Source organism: Mesorhizobium sp. M2E.F.Ca.ET.209.01.1.1 (genome assembly GCF_004010375.2).
Taxonomy (GTDB): domain Bacteria; phylum Pseudomonadota; class Alphaproteobacteria; order Rhizobiales; family Rhizobiaceae; genus Mesorhizobium.
This window is the reverse complement of sequence record NZ_SADP02000008.1, coordinates 143,026-166,469: the sequence shown is the minus strand read 5'-3', so window position 1 is coordinate 166,469 and position 23,444 is coordinate 143,026. Positions and strand designations below refer to the sequence as shown.

Below are 23,444 nucleotides of genomic sequence, written 5' to 3'. Positions count from 1 at the left end.
CGCGCAACCAACTCGACAGTTCTTTTGAGGTTGCCCTAACGCCGATGGCCGGCGTTGGCGTCGATCGTTCATCGGACCGAGGTTCGCAAAAAAAGAGGGCGGCATTGATGCCGCCCTCTCGTTGCGAAAGCTGCCAGAGCTGGATTAGAAATCCATGCCGCCCATGCCGCCCATGCCGCCGCCGCCCATGCCGCCAGGCATGCCGCCGCCAGCCGACTCCTTCTTCGGAGCCTCCGCGATCATGGCTTCGGTGGTGACCAGCAGGCCGGCGACCGAGGCCGCGTCCTGAAGAGCCGTACGGACAACCTTGACCGGATCGACGATACCCATGGCGATCATGTCGCCATACTCGCCGGTCTGGGCGTTGTAGCCGAAGGTCGCGCCCTTGTTCTCAAGGATCTTGCCGGCAACGATCGATGCTTCCGCACCGGCGTTGGCCGCGATCTGGCGGGCCGGAGCCTGAAGCGCACGACGCACGATGTTGATGCCGGCGGCCTGGTCGGCATTGACGCCGGTGGCCTTGATGTTGGCCGAAGCGCGCAGCAGCGCGACGCCACCACCAGCAACGATGCCTTCTTCGACGGCCGCGCGGGTCGCGTTGAGGGCGTCATCGACGCGGTCCTTCTTTTCCTTGACTTCGACTTCCGTCGCACCGCCGACGCGGATCACCGCAACGCCGCCGGCGAGCTTCGCCAGACGTTCCTGCAGCTTCTCCTTGTCGTAGTCCGAAGTGGTCTCTTCGATCTGCTGCTTGATCTGGGCAACGCGGCCCTGGATCTCGGCCTTCTTGCCGGCGCCGTCGACGATGGTGGTGTTCTCCTTGGAGATCGACACCTTCTTGGCGCGGCCGAGCATGTTGAGGCCGACGTTCTCGAGCTTGATGCCGAGGTCTTCCGAGATGACCTGGCCACCGGTGAGGATGGCGATGTCTTCCAGCATGGCCTTGCGGCGATCACCGAAGCCCGGCGCCTTGACGGCGGCGATCTTCAGGCCGCCACGCAGCTTGTTGACGACCAGCGTGGCCAGAGCCTCGCCTTCGACGTCTTCCGAGATGATGAGCAGCGGCTTCGAGGTCTGCACGACGGCTTCGAGAACCGGCAGCATGGCCTGGAGGTTGGACAGCTTCTTCTCGTGCAGGAGGATGTAGACGTCCTCGAGCTCGGCAACCATCTTGTCGGCGTTGGTGACGAAGTAGGGCGAGAGGTAGCCGCGGTCGAACTGCATGCCTTCGACGACTTCGAGTTCGGTCTCGGCGGTCTTGGCTTCCTCAACCGTGATGACGCCTTCGTTGCCGACCTTCTGCATCGCTTCGGCGATCATCTTGCCGACCGAAGCATCGCCGTTGCCGGCGATGGTGCCGACCTGGGCAACCTCTTCGGAGGTCTTGATCTTCTTGGCGTTCTTGATCAGGGTCGCAACGACGTCGGTTACCGCGAGGTCGATGCCGCGCTTCAGGTCCATCGGGTTCATGCCGGCGGCAACGGCCTTGTGGCCTTCCTGGACGATCGACTGCGCCAGAACGGTCGCGGTCGTGGTGCCGTCGCCAGCGATGTCGTTGGTCTTCGAAGCAACTTCGCGGACCATCTGCGCGCCCATGTTTTCGAACTTGTCCTCAAGCTCGATTTCCTTGGCGACGGTGACGCCGTCCTTGGTGATGCGCGGGGCGCCGAACGACTTGTCGATGACCACGTTGCGGCCCTTGGGGCCGAGCGTGACCTTCACCGCGTCAGCGAGGATGTTGACACCGCGCAGCATGCGCTCGCGGGCATCGCGGGAGAATTTTACGTCTTTGGCAGCCATTTTTAGCTCCTGGCAGGGGCTTCAATCGAGCCCGGGAATTCAGTTGACGAAAGGGCCTGATATGAGCCGATGATGCCCATGATGTCGGATTCCTTCATGATCAGAAGGTCTTCGCCATTGAGCTTGACTTCCGTGCCCGACCACTTGCTGAACAGGATGCGGTCGCCGGCCTTGACGTCCAGCGGGACCAGCTTGCCAGCTTCGTCACGAGCGCCGAAGCCGACAGCGATGATCTCGCCTTCCTGCGGCTTTTCCTTTGCCGTGTCGGGGATGATGATCCCGCCAGCGGTCTTGGATTCGGATTCGACCCGGCGAACGACCACGCGGTCATGCAGCGGGCGGAACTTCGACTTTGCCATTTTCGGATTTTTCCCTGGTGCGCTGTTGAGGGGTTTTTGTTAGCACTCGCGATGGACGAGTGCTAACGCGATAGTGAGGTAGGCTGTAAGCGGGCACTCGTCAAGACGGACGAGGGCAGGCGAGGAGCTCTGGCCCCCTCCCCGGTGGAACCCAACGCATACGCGGCATCCGCGTTGATGGCTGCGAGCCCCACATTTCCATTGAATTCGGCGTCATGACGCCAACTTGCTCGCGCCGCTTCCAAGTCGTCAGTCGTGCTGCCGTCAGCACGAACATAGGGCTGCGCTTCACTTCCCGTCGAAGCCGCGGCAAGCAGCGTCGCCGTCAGCACGCTCCTTTGCAGATGCTTGCCAAAGGTGGACAGTGAGCGCACCTGCGCCGGGCTGTTGGTGCGAACGTAAGACGTCATTGACAACTCCTTTTTGCAAGTCGAGCCCCTTCTCCACCTTCGGCCGCCGTCGACGCGAAGAAGTCCGCATCGCGTTGAAGACGAGCTGCGAAAAAGAGAAAGATGTGTTTGATGGCTGCGGCCCCAACGGTGCCTTCAGATTTGAGATCACTTCCGCCGCGAGCGGCTGAAGCTCCTCGCAACGTCAAATCGAATCTGCTGCCAAGCCTCCAGGAAAGGAGAGCATTGCTCATCTCGCGCTTGTGCATGCAGTCAACCTTCGATCCGTGTTGCCACATCAAGAGCAAATGCCGTGCCAAAGCTCACTGGGAAGTGAACGCATGGCTCTCCCTGAAAACCTCACAAATCCAGCATGGTCAATTGTGCGGAACCCGACATGCGTCTTCTGCCACTGTCAGCTTTCGGACAGGCATGACGCGTTTCGCGCCGACCACCGGTCGATCGGTTTTGGGGCCGGTCTGTTCGCCTCATAAGAGCGCGTTACATTGCGTAGCGGTTTCCCGAGCGCCGCCACATGACACTGGACCTGCAGGTAGCACCGGCTTCTCATCCAGCCTTACTTTGGCCCCCTCGCGTATCAAATTCCCGCTGGCGAGCCCTGCTTTCATAGATCGCACCATGCCGGATGTCTGCTCTGGCGCCCGACCCGCTGGCACGATCTCGATCCGGCATAAGGGCGCAGCATCTTTGCAGGCCGTTTCATCCCGGCGTCCTGCTTGGCTGACAGACCGCACTTGGCGAGCGGTCTCCATGCTCTCTCCAAGGACCATCCCTGCGGCTGGCTTGTCGACCTATGGGCGGGTCCGGCCGCCCGAAACCCTCGCGCCATCAGCTTTTTTCCCCGCCGCCTGCGGCGGCTTCCTCGCGCCGCTTCGCTCACAAAAAAGCTGCCCGCTCGGGTCCTTCACTGTCGCTGCGGCCCTGTCGGATTCAGGCGGTCCTGACGCGCCCATTACGGTGCGCCATCGCAGGGGATGGTCCCCGGCGAAACCACAAAAGGAGACTTCGAAATGACCGCGATCGGTTACGTCAACAAGCAGGAAAACGGCGCCTACAAGGGCCAGTTCAAGACGCTCAGCGTCCGCGCCGACATCGATATCGTCCCCAACCAGGCCAAGAGCGCCGATAACCATCCCGACTTCCGGGTGCTTACGCAAGGGGTCGAAGTCGGCGCTGGCTGGATCCGCACCGGCGAGACTTCCGGCAAGGATTATGTGAGCCTGTCGATTGCAGCGCCGGAGTTCGGACCGCGCAAGCTCTACGCCAATCTCGGCCGAGCCGCCGGCCAGGACGATCACGACACCTACGCCATCATCTGGAACCCGGCCGACTGACCGGCCGAGATAAGAGCCTCGCGCCGCAGCCCCGGCGCGGGGCTCATTCCCAGGAGTTCCACCCAAACCCCGTCCGCCCTAAAGGGCGGCGAAAACTCTCCCCCGACTCTTCGCCCGTCCCCGAGACGATCTCCCTCGCCCATCCTCGCCCTCGCTTGTCCGAAGCGAAACGAGGATCATCATGGACGACGAAAACGAACGCGCGGCCCGCGCGAAAAAGGGCAGCCCGTTTCTCAGCACAGCCCAAGCCGCCTTCTATATCGGGCTCTCCCAGCGCACGCTCGAAAAGATGCGGCTCAAGGGCGGCGGCCCGAAATTCCGCAAGCACGGCCGCTATGTCCGCTATCACATCGACGAACTCGACCATTGGTCGAAAGGACACCCGCAGCACTCCATCGCCGGCGATGGCAAGGCCGGTTCCGGCCAGGGCGGCACGGGAGGCCGTTCATGAGGCGGCGCCCTTCCATCCATCTGATCGGCAGCCGCCTGAGGCGTGTTCGAGCCCGTAAGACGGTCGCCTTGGCCGCGGCCGGTCTCGGTCTTTTGGGCTTCACGGCGCTGGGAAAGCCCGCCCCTTGGCTGGTCTGGAACGCCTCGGCCAGCGCGCCGATCGGCCTTTACCGCATCGCTGCGGGAGCGCTGGCGCGTGGCGATCTCGTGCTCGTGCGCCCGCCTGAATACGCGGCGTATCTCGCCGCCGAGCGCAGCTATCTGCCTCGCAATGTGCCGCTGGCAAAACGTCTTGCAGCGCTGCCGGACGATAATGTCTGCGCCTTCAATGACGCCATCATCATCGGCGGCGACATCGTCGCGCGCCGGCTCAAAATCGACGCCGAAGGCCGACCTTTGCCATGGTGGAACGGCTGCCGAGCGCTCGGGGATAACGAGGTTTTCCTGCTCGGCAGCGACAAAAACCGCTCCTTCGACAGCCGCTATTTCGGGCCTGTTCCCACTCAAAATGTCATCGGGAGGCTCGTACCACTATGGACCGAGTGACCCTCCTCTTGTTGGGCATGATCGCCATTGCGCCATGCGCCTGTTCCGCCTCGACCGGCGCTGAGCCGGTCGCCATCTCCCAAAGTCCGCAGCTGCGAAAGTGGCAGACGTTGGTATCGGAAGCAAGCCGGCGCTTCCATATTCCCCAAGCCTGGATCTATGCCGTCATGGCTGCCGAAAGCGGCGGCAAGACAATGCGCGGCGGCCGCCCCATCACCTCCCCCGCTGGCGCCATGGGCCTCATGCAGGTGATGCCCGGCACCTATGAAGAGATGCGGGTCGAACACGGCCTTGGGCCTAACCCCCACGATCCGCGCGACAATATCCTGGCCGGCACGGCCTATCTCAGTGCCATGTATGACCGCTTCGGATTTCCTGGCCTGTTTGGCGCCTACAATGCCGGTCCCGAGCGCTACGACGAGCATTTGAAGCGTGGCAAACCGCTGCCAGAAGAGACCGTCGAGTACCTCGACCAACTCAAGGCGGCCGGAGTTTCGGCGGCCGACATCGAGGCGTTCGAAAGCCAATCTGTCGCTCCAAAGGCGCAAATCGCTCCTCTCGGACGGTCGCTGTTCTTCATTCATGACGGTGTTCACTCAGGCGTGCGAAACGGCGATCTCTTCGTGCCGCTCGGCAAGGACGGCGCGCAGCCGAAGGAGCCGGTGCGTTAGCCATGGCGGACGGGGGCGCGTCTGGCGGGGCTGGGCGCGGAAGGCAAGATAAAGGTACCGCCTCCAGGAGGCGGTTAAATCTTTGTCTGCACATCGTTTTTCCGGGAGGCTGCCGCCGGTGCCAAGAGGGTTTGACGTGTAAGTGTCTGATTTTGCTTGATATGTCTGGGAGGCTCGCATTAAGGATGACGAGTTCAGGCCGAAGCTCGGCAAAATCGGGTCGCGCGGCTCGAAGGCCGGCAAACGCTATGCCGGCCAGGTTCGTGCGGCGATCAACCGGGCTGGCGGCCGGCCGCAACGCGGTGGTCGCTTCACAGGAAGCCGGACAGGGCGCGGCGGGGCGGCCGCCGCACTGCTGAAATCGCGCGACCGGTATGCCGCCTTCCGCCAGCGCCGGGTGATCGTCAAGGCGCGGGTCGTCAAGCTCGCCGGCAAGGGCGCGGACGGGGCGCGTGCCCATCTACGCTATCTTCAGCGCGACGGGGTCACCCGCGAAGGTGAACCTGGCGAGCTCTACGGCGCCGACAGCGGCCGCGTCGACGGCAAGGCGTTCATCGATCGCGCGGACGGCGACCGCCATCAGTTCCGCTTCATCGTCGCTGCCGAAGACGGCATCGAGTACGACGACCTCAAGGCGCTGACGCGGCGGCTCATGGCGCAGATGCAGGAAGACCTCGGCACGAAGCTCGACTGGGTCGCGGTCGATCATTTCAACACCGGCCACCCGCACAGCCACATCATCGTCCGTGGCAGGGACGACCGTGGCGAGAACCTGGTCATCGCGCGCGAATATATCTCATCTGGCATCCGCGAGCGGGCGGCCGAGCTGGTCAGCCTCGATCTCGGTCCGCGAACCGACCGCGAGATTGAGCTTCGCCTGCGCCGGGAAATGGAGCAGGAACGCTTCACCAGCATCGACCGTCGGCTGCTCAGCATGCGTGATGATGACGGCCTGGTCTCGCCGGGCGGTCCCGACGCCATTCGCCAGACGCTGCACCAGGGACGGCTGCGCAAGCTCGAGCGGATGGGTCTGGCCGCGGAGGTCGGCGCTGGCTCCTGGCGCCTCGACGATGAGCTCGAAGCCACGCTGCGCCGCACCGGCGAACGCGGCGACATCATCAAGACCATGCACCGCGAACTGACCGGCAAGGGGCTTGCCCGCAGGGCCGCCGACTGGGTGATCCACGATCGATCCGGCGAGCCCGTCCAGTCTCTCGTCGGTCGCGTTGTCGCGCGTGGACTGGCCGACGAGATCAATGACCGCCATTACATGATCGTCGACGCCGTCGACGGTAAGAGCCATTGGATCAACATCGGTAGAGGCGAGGCGATGGAAACGATGCCTAATGGCTGCATCGTGCGTGTCGCGCCAAGGAACACCGAGCCGAGGCAGGTCGATCGTACCATCGCCGAAATCGCCGCCGCGCATGGCGGCCGTTACGACGTCGATATGCACCTGAAGCATGACCCATCCGCCACCGAGAGCTTTGCGCGAACGCATGTGCGGCGGCTGGAGGCGATCCGCCGCGCGACCGGCGGCGTCGAGCGAGAGCCGAACGGCACCTGGCTCATCGCGCCGGACCATCTCGATCGCGTCGCGAATTATGAGGGCCAGCGGGCCAGGGCCGAGCCTGTCGTTGCCGACAAGCTCTCCTCAATGGCGCTGGAGCGACAGGTCAGCTTCAACGGCGCCACCTGGCTCGACCGGGAGCTGGTTGCCGATAGACCCGAGCCTTTGCACGGATCCGGCTTCGGCCGCGACGTGAGAGAGGCGCAAGCTCGCCGGCGGCAGTGGCTGATCGCGCAAGGCCTCGCGCATAAAGAACAGGATGGGATCGTCTATCGAGCCAACATGCTTTCGATCCTGCGCCAGCGAGAACTGAACCGTGTTGCTGGCCAACTGTCGGAGGAACTTGGCCTGCCCTATGCCGAAGCGCGATCCGGAGGACGAGTAGAGGGTACGCTCCGCCGCTCCGTCGAGCTTGCCAGCGGAAAATATGCCGTCGTTGAAAAGTCGCGCGAGTTCACGCTGGTGCCATGGCGGCCGGTGCTTGAGCGCCATGTGGGCAAGGAGGTCTCCGGTGTCGTAAGTGGGGAGGGGATTTCATGGACCGTCGGCCGGCAAAGGAGCGGACCTGGTGTTTCGTGAGATGGTGTACAGCTTTTTAGCCAGCGGCGCGGGCAGCCATGCGAGCCCGCGTAGACCTTATGGCCGCACGCCCGCAATCGGTCGCATGGACCTGCCAGGCGGGGCGGCTTTGGAGCGTTCGGACCCGACACGCTGCGTGAGTGGCCAGACTTCGAGCGCTCGAAGATGCGGACTGTTGTCTGCTGGCCGGCGTTATTCCGGCTGGCCTATGACCGCGGCGCAACAGTTCACCGCTGAAGTTGCCACGGGCGAACATCGACAAGAGAAAAAACACCATTGCGCGATACAAATCGCCGTTGAAAGCGTTTAGGTTGCATGCGCTTCGCCAAGTAAACGGATACCCCAGAAGAGAGCCATGACCACGGCCCGCCATATCGTGACGCTGCTTAAAAGCCACATTGCCGGCGACGAGGATCGTTTCCTCTCTATCGCGATGCAGCTTGCTGCGCATGAGGCACGTCAAGGCCATGGTAAGCTTGCTCAGGAGCTCAAGGATCTGGTCGACGCAGCCAAGAGCAGGGACGCCCGGATTGTCAAGAGCAGTCGGCCGGTTCCCCTTTTTCAGCCAAAGGGCGAGCTCGCAGGGCTCCTGCATGTGCGCTATCCGGACCTGCGACTGACCGACATGATTTTGCCGGACAGTCTGCGCTCGCGCCTGCACCGCGTGCTGGGAGAGCAGCGCCAACAAGCAAGCTTGCGCGAGCACGGGCTTGTTCCCCGTCGCAAACTGCTTCTGGTCGGCCCGCCAGGATCAGGCAAGACGATGACCGCATCGGCATTGGCCGGGGAGCTTCATCTGCCCCTTTTCACGATCGTCCTCGATGGTTTGATCACCAAGTTCATGGGAGAGACTGCCGGAAAGCTGCGGCTTGTTTTTGATGCAATGCAGGCGACGCGGGGCGTCTACTTCTTTGACGAATTCGATGCCATCGGCGCGCGTCGAGGCGAACGCCAGGATGTTGGCGAGATTCGGCGCGTGCTGAATTCGTTTCTGCAGTTTCTCGAGCAAGACGACAGCCACAGCCTGATTATTGCGGCAACAAATCATCCCGAGCTGCTCGACAGAGCTTTGTTCCGCCGTTTCGACGATGTCATCGAATACGCCGTGCCCGATCGGCCGATTATAGAGGCGCTGCTTCGGGCTCGACTCGACCGCTTCGACACCAGAGGGCTTGCCTGGAACGAGGCGATCTCTCAGGCAGAGAGACTGTCGCAGGCCGAGATCACGCGCGCGGCCGACGACGCTGCAAAAACCATCATATTGCGGGGGGGGAAGCGGATCACCTCGGAAGCGCTCATCGACGCTCTGAAGGAACGCCGGCAGGCGTCGCTGTTTGAGTAGCGACAGCACAGATCATAATGGCAGACGATTTTCCGCGCGACCGCGCCCATATCCACCTTCGCAACAACGGCATTCGGGAAGCCTATCGGCGGCCCAACCAACTTATACATGCACCGCCGCTGCCGGCGCGTGATCGGGCGTCGCATGCTGCGGCCTTGACGCAATCCATCGAACAAGCGGTCGAAAGTGCACGCCAGCAGATTGCGGCGCGTGACCCCCAGCTGTCGGTCGGCACGCCTGGCTTTTACCTCGCGATCGATCTGCCCATGTCCGGACGGGCGGCCCTCGACCAGTTGGCCGATCGTCGCCAGCACATGGAGCTGGTCGCCGTCCATGAGCCAACTCAACCCGGTGCTCCCATCACAGCGTCGGTGTTCCTGCCGCAAAGCGCGCAAGCCTATTATTTGCGGAAAGTCGAGGCGTATCGAGACGTTGATACTGACCGCGGCAGACCGCGCAACGAGCCGCTCGTCTCCCGCATGGAGACAGTCAGGCTGGCGACTGCACGATCGTTGTTTACCGACCACGACGACCTCTTCCCCCAGGCCGCTGACGAGCAGGTGTGGTGGGAAGTCTGGCTGCGCGACGGTCGCCGCGAGAACTTCGAGCACATTGCCGAAGCCCTGAACATCACTTTGCGCACGCATGCGGTTAGGTTTCCGGAGCGGGTGGTCATGCTGGCCCTCGCCAGCACGGCAATGCTCGACCGCATGATTGCGCACAGCGATGTCGTCGCCGAGCTGCGGCGCGCGAAGGATACGCCGTCCTTCTTCCTGGGCCTTGGCGGCGCGGAGCAAAGGGACTGGAGCGACGAGCTTCTCGGGCGCGTCAGACCGCCTCAATCCGATATTGCGGTCTGCATTCTCGACAGCGGCGTGCGTCGCACCCACCCGTTGATCGAACCCGCACTTGCCGTTTAAGACTGGCACACCGTCAAACCGGCATGGGGCAGCGACGACACACCTGCGTGGAGCGGCCACGGGACGCGAATGGCAGGTGTCGGCCTGTACGGTGATCTGGTCCCGCTCCTGGTCGGAGGCGATCCAGTTCCATTGCCCTTTCGGCTGGAGAGTGTTCGTATCCTTCCGCCAGAAGACGAGGCAAACGATCCAGAACTCTATGGCGCGATCACCGCGGAAGCGATCGCCCGCGCCGAGGTGCAGGCGCCGGAGCGCCGCCGCGCGATCGCAATGGCTGTGACAAGCGCCAGTCCGGCGCGTGGAAGGCCCACATCGTGGTCTGCCGCTATCGACCAACTCTGTTTCGAAGAGGAACAGCGACGCTTGATCGTTCTCTCTGCCGGCAACATCGGCGATGACCTCATGCCGGCCGAGCATTTGACGCGCAACGATCTGGAAGCAGTCGATGATCCTTCTCAGGCCTGGAATGCGCTGACGGTCGGCGCTTTCACAGAAAAGGTCGATATCATTGACACCGACTTTTCGGGCTACGCTCCGATCGCGCCGGTCGGCGAGCTCTCGCCGCGCAGTCGCACTTCGGTCGTTTGGGACAGGCAGTGGCCGGTGAAGCCCGAGGTCGTCTTCGAAGGCGGCAATCTCGCCCATGACGGTGTGTTGCCCGGCGAGCCGATCGACGATCTGCAGATATTGACCACTTTCTGTCGACCCGAACTGCGCCACTTCACCACCCTCGGAGATACGAGCGCGGCAACGGCCCATGCCGCACGGATGGCGGGACTAATTCTATCAGCGCGCCCCGAGCTGTGGCCTGAATCGGTTCGCGCCCTGATCGTCCACTCGGCCGAATGGACTCCGGCGATGCGCGCACGCATCGATGCGTGCAACGGAGCGAAGGGCGAGATCCAGGCGCTCGTGCGGCGCTATGGTTACGGCGTGCCAGATCTTGGGCGCGCGCTTCTGTCAACGGTGAACGACCTCACGCTTATCGTTGAAGATGAGCTTCAGCCTTTCCAGCGCGAGGGCGGCGCGGCTGCCAAAACGCGTGACATGAAGCTGCATCGCCTGCCTTGGCCGAAGGAGCAGCTCGCGGCGCTCGGCGCTGCCCAGGTCGAGCTCCGCGTCACGCTGTCCTATTTCATCGAACCCAACCCCGGTGAACGCGGATGGACCCGCCGGCATCGTTACGCGTCCCATGGTCTTCGGTTCAGAGTAAAGTCAGCGACCGAGACAGTCGACGAATTCCGAGCCCGCATCAATCAGGCCGCTCGGGACGAGGAGGAAGGGGCGCCTGCTGGAGGCGGAGAAGAGTGGCTGCTCGGCACCTTCCGCGATCGCGGCTCGTTGCACGCCGATTTCTGGTCGGGCAGCGCCGCCGATCTCGCCGAGCGTGACGCGATCGGCGTGTTCCCGGTCGGGGGCTGGTGGAAGGAGAAGCCTTACCTGGAACGCGTCGACGCTCTGGCTCGGTACGCCCTGATTGTGACGATTCGGGCGCCTGGGGTCGATGTTGACATCTTCACACCCGTCGAAGCAGCCCTGACTGTCGAGACGTCGGTCGAGACCTGATGCAGCACTGTCCAAACCGGCCAACAACGGAGGTTTGACCAGCCTCTGGTGCCATGGCGGCTGGTGCTGGATCATCACGTCGGCACGGGATCATGCGCGGAGGACGATAGGCCGGCAAAGGAGCGGGCCAAGCGTGTCATAATGGCGCCCATGGTCACGCCCACAAGCCGCGCCCCCTGCGTCTACGGAGAGGTGCGCGTCTGCTTAGGCGGCCGAGACATCGCTTACCTGATCAACGCGCTCCGTATTTGCGCCTGTAAGCGGCAATGAAATCGTCGTCGCTACAGATGCAGCGGCCGCTGGAGTCCTTGGCCTTCGGATCGTGCAAGTGAGAGCCAAGGGGGCGCAGAAGATTCACCCGAGTGCTCGTCGTCGGGCTCATGGGAAACCCCGCACTATGCTTGACCAAATCCGCGGCAAGCATAATCCCGGCAAGCACCGACTGAAAGGCCATCGGAACCACAGTTCGAACGCGGCGACTTCCTTCGCTAAGCTGGAACACCAGACCGCCGCAGATAGCCTGCTGATAAAAGGAGCGCAGGGGCTGGCCGACAAACGGGGCTAGCGGTTCAAACGGCACAGCCATCGCTGTAGCCACGCGAACTACAAAGTCGTTGGGAACTCCGGCATTTGTCTGCAGGAGCGTTTTCACCTGCTCGTGTGCTTCCGGTATTCCGAGTTCCTCGGCAATCAGCTGGTGCTCGTCCTTGGATTTTCCGGATGGCAGGTACATGCAACAAAGGCAAGCCTGGCCGTCATCGAAACCATGCCGGGAGATACCGAGATCGTGCTCCTGCATCCAAGCGTTTGCGATCCATCGCGGCAGTGCACCTTGGACAGCCAGACGGTCGGCGGCGGTGTCAAGCGCCACACCCACTTGGTCTAAGACCCAATTGCCCCGGCGCGCAACATATTCTGCCCACGTCAGAGGGTGCGCCTCGACCTCAAGGCCAGTCGATCTAAGGGCGGTGGCTGCAAGAACCGCCTTGGACATACCAATCTCCGCCTGGCCGGCCAATGCGTAGCGCTGCAGGTTTGAGAGTTCGATCGCTTCGTGATCGATTACATGCAGACGACCCTTGAGATCGGGTTGTCTCGCTAGCGCCCAAAGCGAGCCATGGCCTATCGCACCGAGCCCAACGAGGTGGGTTTCGCCAAGGTCGACTGGGAAGTCGATCGGGCCAGCCTCCCCGGCTTTGGTCTTGTCGTAGCTGCATAGCGAGAGGTCGATGGTTTCGTCCAACTCGGCGCCGGTCAACTGGGCGGCGAAGATAGTTCGAAAGACGTTGGCGGCGCCGAAGCAACTGGCGGCGCCAGCTCCAAAAGGCAGCAGACTTGGGCCAGAGCCCACCGGGTCCGTACGCGACAGCTTTGCCGCCCAACCGTCCGATCCCACGAAAAAGATCGGGCACCGGAGTGATGGGCGCGTTACCCCTGCAACGACGCAGACGGTGGCAGACTTGCCGGAACGCCGGATGCCGACTTTTGGATTGATCGACTTTGCCAAGCGCTCCAGCGCTTGGGCTTGAGAGCTCGCCGCGCTGTCCAGCGGGAGTATCGCCAGAACCGGGTAGAGCCTAGCGAGCAATCTCACCGCAAGATCTAGTGTCGCCTGGCCTTCGGCGCAGGAAGCGGCCTGATGGTCGAAGGCGACTGCCACGACCTGCTTTTCAAGAGCTGCTTTGAAGTCTCCCAGATGAAAATCGGCCAGGACCTGAGATGCCGCCGTGGCGGCACGATCGATGAAGTTAGCGAATGCCATTGTTCAACTCGATATCATGATCATTCGCGACAGTGCCGCGGGAGGGAGCGCATTCCATTTGGCCTTTTCGTCAAGCCGATAGGCGGCGACCCGAGCAAAATCGAAAGGCTCGCGGGCGAAATTCGGCACTACCAGCGACAGACACCCAACCGTGGTAGCAACCGCATAAGCGTCGTCCGTCGTCGAATGGTAGGCGCGGCCCGGATGGCTGTGAATCTGGGCCAAGAGTTTCAGGCCGCTTTTGTAGAGCCAGACATTGAGCCGGTGCAGTTCTTCGGCCGCAACGATCACGCAAACGCCATCGTTTGTCCGAATGTGACGCTGCGCCGGGATAACCGTCTCTGTTACGGCAAAGTGCCGGTCTTGCTGAACGCCGACCCAGAGCGCCATCCCCTCATTGCCTTCGCGACCAACTGAGCGCAGATGCCCATGCGTGGTCGAGATGCAGCCGCGCGGGAGAGTCACGATCGTTACATCTCTCAAACCAGTCATTCTTGTATCGCCTGAGGGGATACCACCATTCCTACGATTGCCGGTGGGAGTTGAATCTGCAACTGCTCTATAGGAATGATTCCGTACTTGATGATCTTGTCCAGGATGAAGGCCAAACAGCCTTCGCCAGAACCCCGATGAAGTAGCCATGGATCACCTGAATGGGCTGGATTGTCGTGGTATTCCCGGACGCCCGCCATGCACAGGAATGGTTCGTCCTCGGGACTGTTGGCCTGGATGAAGTCCGTCAGCGGCACGGCGTTCTGCTGGATGAGAGCTCCTATCATCTCCGGCGGCGTTCCGGGCAGCGGCGGACGTCTAAGCATTTTCAGGTATAGATCTTTCCGGGCAATCGGATGACGCGTAAACGGATCGACGAAGACCACGGACGGTGGTCTTAAGTCGTAGTCGGTGAAGTCGACCTCGCTCGCTGCGCTGATCACCCGTGGTTTTAACTTGAGGCTTGCGAAAATGAAGAAAGCGCGCGGAAAGGTCGCCTCGATCAAGAAGCAGCCCTGAGCCCGATAGACATCAGCATATGGCCGGAACCGGCCGATCTCCCGATCAAACTTCGCTCGGGAGACCTCCGGATCCACACTTTGGGGTTTAGGCACCTGCGACGCCCGCCTTCAGGCTGAGGAACAGGGTCACAGTATTCGGGAAACCGAAATCGCCAAGCTTCTTGTCGACGTCGAGCAAGTTGCCGGCCTCATCCTTCAATTCCCAATTCTCGGCTGGTTGGGCGACATTCTGCGTGTTCTCAAGGGCTTTGGTACGAATGACGTGAAGCGGCTGGTTGGGATTGGCTTCGACCTGCGTGGGCTGGCCGTTCACCACCATCGTGATCTCGATCTTGCCCGGCCCGCCGCCGTGATTATCGCCCTTACCCGAATCCTTCGACATTGTCCTACTCCTGTGGCTTGCCAACCGTCCCACGCCCTGGCGCCCACCTGCGAGTGAGACCGGCGGTCTTCAATCGTTCACCCGGCGCCACGGCCGCGAGTACGCGAAAGACAGGGGATAAGCTACCGAATCGGTGCTTGCCTTCTTTTATGGGTGACTTGAGCCGCAAGTAAATGGTCTCAAATTGCTCCTCACAACTATAATCGATTATAGCAATGCGAAAATATTGGCGACACGCCTATTCATCTGCTCTCTCACTCGCCTGCTCCGTGCTTGGCAAGGGGAGCTTTGACTGCGTCACGCGTCCCCCAATCCTGCAACGCATTCACCCGAGCCTGCGCGACACCAGCGCCCGCACCGGCCGTGATCCGCAGAACGAAACGCTGATCGTGGCGTTCTATCGCGAACTGGCGCTGCTGTTCTGGCTAGACAATTGCAACGACGTTGGCCTGATCGCGCCGGAGCAGCTCGCCGCCGTGGAGCAGGCGCTGGGGCACGGCGTACCGTGCGTTCTCTCCGGATTCGAGGGCTGCGCTCAGCTGCGCGCTTCGCTGGTGCTGGATCGGCGAACGGCGCCGGCCACGGTGGCCGCTGGCTGGGAGTACATCCATTTCGAACACTGCGCACTGCCCGAGTTGGACCTGACGCAGATCGACCTGCGCGCCTCGCTGCTGGGCAAGGCTATGCGCGCGCCGCTGCTGATCAGCTCTATGGCCGGCGGCATGCCACGGGCCGAGGCCATCAACCGGCATTTGAGCGAGGCAGCGCAAGCCTTGCGGATCGCCATGTGCGGTTCGCAGCGTGTGAGCCTGCAATCCCGTAACTCCCAGGGGCTAACGCGCGCGCTGCGCCGCCTGGCGCCAGACATTCCCTTGCTGGCCAATATCGGCGCCGCGCAACTGCGGGAGGCCGACGGCCTGGACCTGGCGCGTCGCGCGGTGGACGCGCTGGAGGCCGATGGGCTCATCGTCCATCTCAATCCGCTGCAGGAAGCGGTACAGCCGGGAGGGCGACCGCGACTGGCGCGGCGTCCTGGCGCTGATCGCTGGCGCCGCGCGCATCGTGGGCGTGCCGATCGTGGCCAAGGAAGTGGGGGCGGCCTGTCCGCCTCGGTGGCCTGTGCGCTCGTCGAGGCGGGCGTGGCGGTAATCGATGTCGCCGGCGCCGGCGGCACCAGTTGGGCCGCAGTGGAGGGCGAGCGCGCCCGCAATGCCGCCGACCGTGCAGTGGCGATGTCATTCGCCAATTGGGGGATTCCCACCCTGACCAGCGTGCAGGCGGTGCGTCGGGCGCTGCCAACGGTGAAGCTGATCGCGTCGGGCGGGATCCGCGATGGCGTCGACGTGGCCAAGGCCATCCGCCTGGGCGCGGACATCGCCGGGCAGGCGGCCAGCGTGCTGGGCGCGGCGACAGTGTCCACCGAGGCCGTTGTCGCGCATTTCGAGATCGTCATCCGCCAGTTGTTGGGTCACCATCAAACCAATTTGACGCCCCGGGACAATATCGTCCGGCATTGTCCGGTGTGCGACGATGTTGGGGATGCGACATAGGCGGATTGCCGTGTATTAAACCGCTTTTCCTTTGGCACGCATATTGCGCCCTATCGGTAAACCTCGTCATGGGCCGGCGGCAATCGCTCGGAGATTGTCGAAATAGCACAATCTGCCGGGGTGACATCCGGCCCGACTAGAGCAGGACCTTTCAGATGATGCAGAAAAGCAAGCGGCCATACTCGCGGGGAAATAGTCGCGTCAGGGCTGCATGGACGCTCTTTCCTGGTTGTTTCGGCGACGGACGCCAACTCTTCAATCGGCACCCGAACCAGTGCCTGGATGTCCAAGGAGCGCCCCTGTTGCGCGTGCCTGGCTGCACCCGCGTGCTGGCTCTCCTCCAAGGCGACGCTCGGCGCTGCTGCAGACCGGCGACGAGAACCCAACTTCAAAATTAGCATTCCGAAAACCGAAAGAAGTGAACAGGTATGTCCAGGATCGGCGCTTTGACGCGCGCGGCATGGCGATCGGCAACTCAGACGCTGGCCAAGGGTTCGAAAAGTTTACACCCGACGCTAGCGCCGGCCGATTTCAAGCGCGCACTTACGATCAACGATCGATATGGCGGGCTCACTGTCAATGTCCCCAAAATGCCTTTCTGGCTGACCGGGGGTGAAGCCTTCGTCTACCGCCGGACTAGCCACGGCGAGCAGCAGTTCATGCAGGTCGATGCTGCCACGGGTTTCAAGCGGCCCGCTTTCGATCAGGCGCGTCTGGCGGCAGCGCTAAACAAGGTGAGCCATGAGAGCTATCAAGCCGGCAATCTTCCGTTCGACCGTTTCGAACTGAGTGAGGATGGTCGCAGGCTCGACTTCCAGATTGAAGACACCCGGTGGAGCTGCGACCTTGCAAGCTATGACTGTACCAGCACCACATTCGATGCAAGGAAAGGGGACCGTAGGGAGCTCAGCCACCGCTACACGCCGCCAGCGGAGAACAACCCCGACAAGAGCAACGCGTCGCCCGACGGCAAATGGATCGCCTATATCAAGAACTGCAACGTTTTCCTGCGCAGCGAGGACGGATTGCAGGATGTTCCTCTGAGCCGGGACGGAGCCGAAGGCAATTGCTACGTCTTTTCGACGCTGAGCTGGTCGCCGGACTCGCGCCACCTCGCCGCTTACCTTGTTCGCCCCGGCTATAGGCGAGAGGTCCGCTACCTCAATTCATCGACGGACCAGTTGGAGCGGGAATATTCAACAATATTCTATCCCAGGCCGGGCGATGTCCTTCCGCTGCCCCAACCAGTCCTGTTCGACATTGCCGGCCGGCGCCAGATCGTGATTGACGGTGCCCTCTTCTCGAACGTCTTCGAACTTTCCCCTCTCCGGTGGTGGGCGGACAGCCGCGGCTTCACTTTCGAATATAACCAGCGCGGGCATCAGCTCTATCGCTTGGTCGAGGTAGACGCCGCCTCGGGCCGCGGGCGCTCCCTGATCGATGAGACCAGCGAGACATTCGTGGATTATTTGCCGCTGGGGCATGGCCAGGAGGATGCCGGAAAAATCTTCCGTTACGATGTCGATGACGGGAAGGAGATCATCTGGGCATCAGAGCGCGACGGGTATGAGCATTTGTATCTTTTCAACGGCCGGACAGGCGCGCTCGAAAACCAGATCACCCGAGGTGAGTGGGTCGTCCGGAGGGTCAACCATGTCGATCCGGTGAAGCGTCAGATCTGGTTCGAGGCGAGCGGGATGAACTCGCAGGAGGACCCCTATTGGGTCCATGCTTACCGCATCGGCTTTGACGGCAAGGGACTGACTGCACTGACGCCCGAACCGGCCAACCACCATATCGAGTTCTCGCCTGACAGGCGCTATTATGTCGATCTCTGGTCACGCATCGATCTGCCCCCGCGCATGGCACTCTACCGCGCCAGCGACAATGCCAAGCTCCAGCAGATCGAGACGGCCGACATTTCCGAGCTCGTCGCCGCAGGCTGGCAGCCGCCGCTCAGTTTCCATTCCAAGGGGCGCGACGGCAAAACTGACATCTGGGGTGTGCTCCACCTGCCAGCCAACTTCGACCCGACGAAGAAATACCCGGTTGTGGAGAATATCTATGCTGGACCCCACGGCTCCTTCGTCCCAAAATCCTTCTCGCGGTGGACAGAGCCGCTCACGCAGCTGGGCTTCGTCGTTGCTCAGATCGACGGCATGGGCACCAACAACCGCTCCCGCGCCTTCCATGATGTTGCTTGGAAGAATCTGAAGGACGCAGGATTTCCCGATCGCATTCTGTGGCACAAGGCGGCGGCCGCGCAATATCCATGGTACGACATATCCAACGTCGGCATTTTTGGCGCATCCGCCGGCGGCCAGAGTGCAGTCAGCGCGCTGCTCTTTCACCCCGATTTCTACAAGGTCGCCGTCGCCAAAAACGGCTGCTTCGACAACAGGATAGACAAGACCTGGTGGAATGAACTGTGGATGGGGTGGCCGGTCGGCATTGAATATTCGCAATCCTCCGCCGTTGACAATGCTCACAGGCTGCAGGGCAAGCTGATGATCGCGGTCGGCGAAATGGATGATAATGTCGATCCGTTTTGCTCGTTCCAGCTTGCCGATCGACTCATCAAGGCAGGAAAAGATTTTGACATTGTCTACGTTCCTGGTGCCAATCACCATACTCTAGGCACCTACACCGAGCGCAAACTCCTAGACTTCTTCGTTCGCAACATTCTCGGTCAGACCCCGCCCGACTGGAACAGCAAACCGATCGAGCTGGAGTAGCTTGTGGCTCTTGCAATTGTTAGCTCGCCTTATCGGCTGTAATCAGGGCGAGGCGCGAGCAAATCTGCACCGAAGGACGATCGTGGAGTCTAGGACTTGCGCTGCGTATTGAGGATAGGCTCGCCGCGACGTTGGTCTGAGCAAACTGCTTGATAGGCACGCCTGCAGACCGCGTGTGTGCGATTGCAAGATCCCCTATCAGCCTGGTGTGAAGCGTTCAGGGGAAAAGCCGCACCCAACGCCGCTTCCGCTCGCCGTAACGCTACGGCGGTGCGGCCCACCCGATCCGCTCGACGAGCATAGGAACACATAGGTCCCCGAACGGACGATTACCTTGGCAATAGAAGACCCTCGTCGGTCATCGCCGCTGTGGGTGGCAGCCCGTCGGTCTGGAGCTGCCACGATTCTCATCCTCGCGTCACATATGAGCTGAAGCTTTCCGGATCGGGTATCCAATCGGCATCCAGTTGCTCGGCGATATGGTTGAATTCTACCTCAGGACAAGAGTGAGTAGAGCAGCCCCGCTACGAAAATCCTATCCTGGTTCGTTTGACGCATCGACTATTCAGATTGATTGGCGTGATACCCGGCGCGGCCGCAACACGCTAGGCCGTCAACCGCTGAGCAGAAAACCAGCCTTCGCCTTCCGCGGCGGCGGACCTCGTCAGCCTTTCGAAAGCTTGCCTGAGTAGGTTGCTCATGTGATCTGTGGAAGTGAGGCTAGCGTGCACCCGTACAAACTGGACATTCATCGTAGCAGCTTGGCTGCAGGTGCAGCACGCCGTACCGCACGAGCAAGCGGACAAGCCGGCCAAGCCGGTTTTGAGCAGCACTTGGGCGAATTGCAGGCGGCGGATGAGTTGATGAGTGCACCAGGCGAGGATGTCCTCGTCAATGGCTCGCATGGCAAAGGTGAGTTGAGACCAACGAAGAGGCAGAGGATCCAAAGCAATCTGCAGCATGCTGTCACTGAGCGGCAACCAGGTCAGGTTGGTGACTCAGGCGCTCGCGCGATGATGCAACTCCCTGCCCATCAGGTGGGTACATCGGAACGGGAGGCGCAGCTCGCGATGCAGGGGGATGAGCACGAATACACCCCAGCGCCGCATCTCGATGGGTCGATGCCCTCGACAGTGCAGCCGGATCGTCCAATTGTGGCCCCCGACGGTGCCGACAAGCGTCCTGTTTATTCCAACGATGCCACCGCCATCGAAGGGCTGAAGTCTGCACTCCTTGCGGGTAAAGCCAGGCCGGACACGGTCACTCGCAGCGCAAATTCTCTTTTCGGCTTTAGTCGTTGGCTCTTTCAAAACAAAAAGCCAGGGTTTGCTGCTCGGCTTTACCATCCGTCGCTGAGCCAGGATCTCGAGGAGTACGAGAGTAGGGGTGGTTCCTCCACAGTGGCTGGCGCACTGCGTCAACTGATGAAGCCGATAGGCGGAGCCGCCCCGATTGTGGGTCGCGCTGTCCTGAACCCCCATCCTGACGACGCCGCGCTCACTAGACATTTCAGATCCGCGAGCGGCTACGCAACTGCTCTTAACCATTTCAGTCATTACCTACGTCAAAATGACAAGCTCGGGATTGCGGGCCGGATTTACGATGAATCGCTGGATAAAGATGTTGAGAGCTACAAGGCCGCCTCCTCTACTCGTGGAGCTCCGATCGAATCTGCACTGGTTTATATCCGCAAGCACCCGCCGCGCGTTATACTCGGGAGTCATCTGGAAAACGCGGTCAGCATGGAGGCTCGTCCCCGTGGCGACGCTGCTCAGCATACCGCACCACAGCAGGGATTCGATTGGCCAGAGGAGCTCCTGCCGGTAGGTTATAAGGAGGGCACCGATCTACCATTGTCTCTCGCCCCAACCGCGCACCAACACCAAGCACCCGACTTTGGAGAGGCCGTCCCTCACTTGAACTGGCGCCACGGCGACCAGGGCGCCCCGGAGGGGCTGGTAGCTGCACGGGACAGGAGCAGCCCGCTGCCAAGCGAGGCGGTGCCACATAAATCTGGACGGGGACTCGCTACGCAGCCCAGATTGTGGGCGGAGAAATCCGCCTCGCCAGAGCTCTTTCGACGGCGGGCGGAGCAGGCTCTGCCGGCGTCCGCCAGAGGTGTGGAGACATCCTCCGCGGTTGATGAAGCCGCCGCTCGCCAAGCTTTGGCTTGGTTGCAGCAGGAGATGGAGGGGATCGAACCGATGCAGGATCCTCATAAGGTGGCTACACCGGAATCTGAGGCGCAGCTCGTCAGGCAGAGGGATGAACACGAATCCACCCCAGCACCGCATCCCGGAGGTGGTGGTTCGATGTCCTCGACAGTGCAGCCGGATCGTCCAATTGTAGTCCCCAACGGTTCCGACAAGCGTCCTGTCTATTCCAACGATGCGACCGCTATCGAAGGGCTGAGGGCAGCATTCCACGCGGGTAAGGCCAGCGCGAACACGGTCACTTTCAATGTAAATTCTCTTTTCGGCTTTAGTCGGTGGCTCCTTCAAAACAACAAGCCAGGGTTTGCTGCTCGGCTTTACCATTCGTCGCTGGATCAGGATCTCAAGGAGTACGAGAGTACGGGTGGTTCCTCCACCGTGGCTGGCGCACTGCGTTACCTCAAGAAGTCGACAAGCGGAGCCCCGATTATGGGTCGCCCTCTCGTGATCCCCTATCCTGACGATGCCGAGCTCATTAGAGATTACAGAGCCGCTTCGACCAAGGAGTACCTGGCAGCGCCTGCGACCGGACGGAATCCAGATACCGTGGGCGGCTATACAAATTTTCTTAGACATTTTAGCCAGTATCTGCGTCAAAATAACAAGCCTGGGATTGCCGCTCGGATTCACGACAAATCGCTGGATAAAGATGTTGAGAGCTTCAAGGCTGTCTCCTATGGTAATAGACTAAGTATCGGTTCTGCATTGGCTCACCTCCGGGATATCCTGCCGCGCATTGTGCTCGGGCGCGAAACTGTCCTTGCTGCTCATCCGGCAGACGCAGTCACCAGGCGCGTTGGGGCCGCTGCTGAAGCTGGGCCAGCGGCACCGGCAAGAGCTCCCCAACCCGCCTCGCCAGCAACCGCTAAGCTGCCAGGCACCTACCGCGGCCTTCCACTGGTTGATGTGACCACACTGACGACCAGTTCCTCTGGGGCTCAGATCGGGGCGCTCGATCCGACAGCCCCGTCCAACGTTGCAACGGGGCGGGTGCTCGGCGCCGCCGAATGGCTGAGCGACGCCCATGTCCAGAGAGATTACAATTTGCTGGAGCGGCAACTGCAGGGGATCAATCCGGCGCTCGCTGCCCGGACTCGGCTGGTGGATCCTTCCGTATCCCATCTACTGCGACACACGTCGCCGCAAGACGCTCGAGGCATATTGCAGTCCATCTATAATCAAAACAACGCCACAGCCGACTTCCTGTTCTTGCCAGTGAATAATGGCACGGCTACTAGCCCCGGCACCCATTGGTCGCTGCTGCTCGTTGATCGCCGCGACCCCGAAAGGCGGTTCGCCTATCACTACGACTCCCTCCAGCGAGAGGGATATAACGACGTGCCTGCAAAACAGCTCGCAGGACTGCTGAATGCTACCTTGGCGCCAGCCCCCATGGCCAGACAGACGAACCATTATGATTGCGGCGTATTTGTCCTGGAGGGCACGTGGGCGCTGGTTGAACGATTGGTGAAAGGGCAGCGGCCAGACCACGAGCCGCTGCCCCTCGACAACCTCGTTGCCGATCGGCAGGCGCTGCAAGACCGGCTAAGGAGGCGCTTGCCGCACGAGGAAGAGCCGCGGCAGCTGCTGGAGGATGAACCCGCCTCCCCACCGATGATGGCATTCGAGCCAGGGGAACTGCGGCAACTGTTGGAAGACGAGCCTGACTCCCCACCAATGATGGCGTTCGAGTCAGGGGAACTGCGGCAACTGTTGGAAGACGAGCCTGCCTCCCCACCAATGATGGCGTTCGAGTCAGGGGAACTGCGGCAACTGTTGGAGGACGAGCCTGCCTCCCCACCAATGATGGCGTTCGAGCCAGGGGAACTGCGGCAGCTGTTGGAGGATGAACCCGCTTCCCCACCGATGATGGCGTTCGAGCCAGGGGAACTGCGGCAGCTGTTGGAGGATGAACCCGCTTCCCCACCGATGATGGCGTTCGAGCCAGGGGAACTGCGGCAACTGTTGGAAGACGAGCCTGCCTCCCCACCAATGATGGCGTTCGAGCCAGGGGAACTGCGGCAACTGTTGAATGATGAGCCTGCCTCCACTTGGGCACAAATCAATTCGACCCCACATGCGCGAGCGGACGGTGTTCATCAGCCAGCCCAGGCGCCCTGGCTCCCTGAACGCAGAAGATAACTTTGCGGAGGAGCGGTCACGCAACTGTCGGCGGCGCCGGGCCTCAGGGTGAATGGAGAGGATGGTGTCGCGTGAAGGCGCAACACGCGTGCTGACCGAC

Annotated in this window: 14 protein-coding genes and 4 pseudogenes; 11 read left to right on the top strand and 7 right to left on the bottom strand. The window is 61.6% G+C overall.

The window, feature by feature from the left end; all coding sequences use genetic code 11:
* Positions 1 to 144: 144 nt before the first annotated feature.
* The 3 genes and pseudogenes from groL to EN852_RS17015 form a co-directional block, all read right to left on the bottom strand.
* Entirely contained in the window at positions 145 to 1,800 is a 1,656-nt protein-coding gene (gene groL, locus EN852_RS17025; protein ID WP_126057772.1) for a chaperonin GroEL, read from the bottom strand.
* 65 nt (positions 1,801 to 1,865) lie between these two features.
* A pseudogene (gene groES / locus EN852_RS17020) lies at positions 1,866 to 2,159 on the bottom strand (co-chaperone GroES); the annotation flags it as partial.
* A gap of 62 nt (positions 2,160 to 2,221) precedes the next feature.
* Positions 2,222 to 2,569: a hypothetical protein gene (locus tag EN852_RS17015; protein WP_063169239.1), complete on the bottom strand. Its 348-nt coding sequence runs from the start codon at positions 2,567 to 2,569 to the stop codon at positions 2,222 to 2,224.
* Positions 2,570 to 3,579: 1,010 nt separating this feature from the next.
* Here EN852_RS17015 and EN852_RS17010 point away from each other — a divergent pair.
* From EN852_RS17010 to EN852_RS16980, 7 genes and pseudogenes are all read left to right on the top strand, one after another.
* Positions 3,580 to 3,903 (top strand): DUF736 domain-containing protein, encoded by a 324-nt coding sequence (locus EN852_RS17010; protein WP_024505644.1) that lies wholly within the window; start codon positions 3,580 to 3,582, stop codon positions 3,901 to 3,903.
* Positions 3,904 to 4,084: 181 nt separating this feature from the next.
* Complete coding sequence (locus EN852_RS17005) at positions 4,085 to 4,354, top strand: helix-turn-helix domain-containing protein (RefSeq protein WP_024505645.1); 270 nt, start codon at positions 4,085 to 4,087, stop codon at positions 4,352 to 4,354.
* Positions 4,351 to 4,899, top strand: a complete 549-nt coding sequence (locus EN852_RS17000) for a S26 family signal peptidase (protein WP_024505646.1) — start codon at positions 4,351 to 4,353, stop codon at positions 4,897 to 4,899. Before EN852_RS17005 ends, EN852_RS17000 begins: the two co-directional genes overlap by 4 nt.
* On the top strand, positions 4,887 to 5,570 hold the full coding sequence (locus tag EN852_RS16995) for a lytic transglycosylase domain-containing protein (protein ID WP_024505647.1): 684 nt from the start codon (positions 4,887 to 4,889) through the stop codon (positions 5,568 to 5,570). Before EN852_RS17000 ends, EN852_RS16995 begins: the two co-directional genes overlap by 13 nt.
* Before the next feature lie 178 nt (positions 5,571 to 5,748).
* Positions 5,749 to 7,719, top strand: a complete 1,971-nt coding sequence (gene rlxS, locus EN852_RS16990) for a relaxase/mobilization nuclease RlxS (RefSeq protein WP_024505648.1) — start codon at positions 5,749 to 5,751, stop codon at positions 7,717 to 7,719.
* A gap of 355 nt (positions 7,720 to 8,074) precedes the next feature.
* Positions 8,075 to 9,061, top strand: a complete 987-nt coding sequence (locus EN852_RS16985) for an ATP-binding protein (protein ID WP_126057775.1) — start codon at positions 8,075 to 8,077, stop codon at positions 9,059 to 9,061.
* 17 nt (positions 9,062 to 9,078) lie between these two features.
* Positions 9,079 to 11,547, top strand: a pseudogene (locus EN852_RS16980) (S8 family peptidase).
* A gap of 232 nt (positions 11,548 to 11,779) precedes the next feature.
* On the opposite strand, the gene EN852_RS16975 reads toward EN852_RS16980, so the two are convergent.
* From EN852_RS16975 to EN852_RS16960, 4 genes are read right to left on the bottom strand one after another with little or no spacing between them, the layout of a single operon-like run.
* Positions 11,780 to 13,309: an E2 ligase fold family C protein gene (locus EN852_RS16975; RefSeq protein WP_126057776.1), complete on the bottom strand. Its 1,530-nt coding sequence runs from the start codon at positions 13,307 to 13,309 to the stop codon at positions 11,780 to 11,782.
* A 3-nt stretch (positions 13,310 to 13,312) separates the two neighbouring features.
* Positions 13,313 to 13,801, bottom strand: coding sequence for a Mov34/MPN/PAD-1 family protein (locus EN852_RS16970; RefSeq protein WP_126057777.1), 489 nt, complete (start codon positions 13,799 to 13,801; stop codon positions 13,313 to 13,315).
* Positions 13,798 to 14,415: a putative metal-binding protein gene (locus EN852_RS16965; RefSeq protein ID WP_126057778.1), complete on the bottom strand. Its 618-nt coding sequence runs from the start codon at positions 14,413 to 14,415 to the stop codon at positions 13,798 to 13,800. Before EN852_RS16965 ends, EN852_RS16970 begins: the two co-directional genes overlap by 4 nt.
* Positions 14,408 to 14,704, bottom strand: coding sequence for a DUF2604 domain-containing protein (locus tag EN852_RS16960; protein WP_126057779.1), 297 nt, complete (start codon positions 14,702 to 14,704; stop codon positions 14,408 to 14,410). The genes EN852_RS16965 and EN852_RS16960 overlap by 8 nt, the downstream gene beginning before the upstream one ends.
* A 311-nt stretch (positions 14,705 to 15,015) precedes the next feature.
* On the opposite strand from EN852_RS16960, the pseudogene EN852_RS41690 reads away from it, so the two are divergent.
* From EN852_RS41690 to EN852_RS16945, 4 genes and pseudogenes are all read left to right on the top strand, one after another.
* Positions 15,016 to 15,255 (top strand): annotated as a pseudogene (locus tag EN852_RS41690) (hypothetical protein); the annotation flags it as partial.
* Positions 15,244 to 16,167 (top strand): annotated as a pseudogene (gene fni, locus EN852_RS16955) (type 2 isopentenyl-diphosphate Delta-isomerase); the annotation flags it as partial. The pseudogenes EN852_RS41690 and fni, both read left to right, overlap by 12 nt.
* A 515-nt stretch (positions 16,168 to 16,682) precedes the next feature.
* Positions 16,683 to 18,989: a S9 family peptidase gene (locus EN852_RS16950; RefSeq protein WP_126080685.1), complete on the top strand. Its 2,307-nt coding sequence runs from the start codon at positions 16,683 to 16,685 to the stop codon at positions 18,987 to 18,989.
* An 833-nt stretch (positions 18,990 to 19,822) separates the two neighbouring features.
* The gene (locus EN852_RS16945) at positions 19,823 to 23,344 is read left to right on the top strand and encodes a Ulp1 family isopeptidase (protein WP_245454737.1); all 3,522 of its coding nucleotides are present in this window, start codon (positions 19,823 to 19,825) and stop codon (positions 23,342 to 23,344) included.
* Positions 23,345 to 23,444 lie beyond the last annotated feature (100 nt).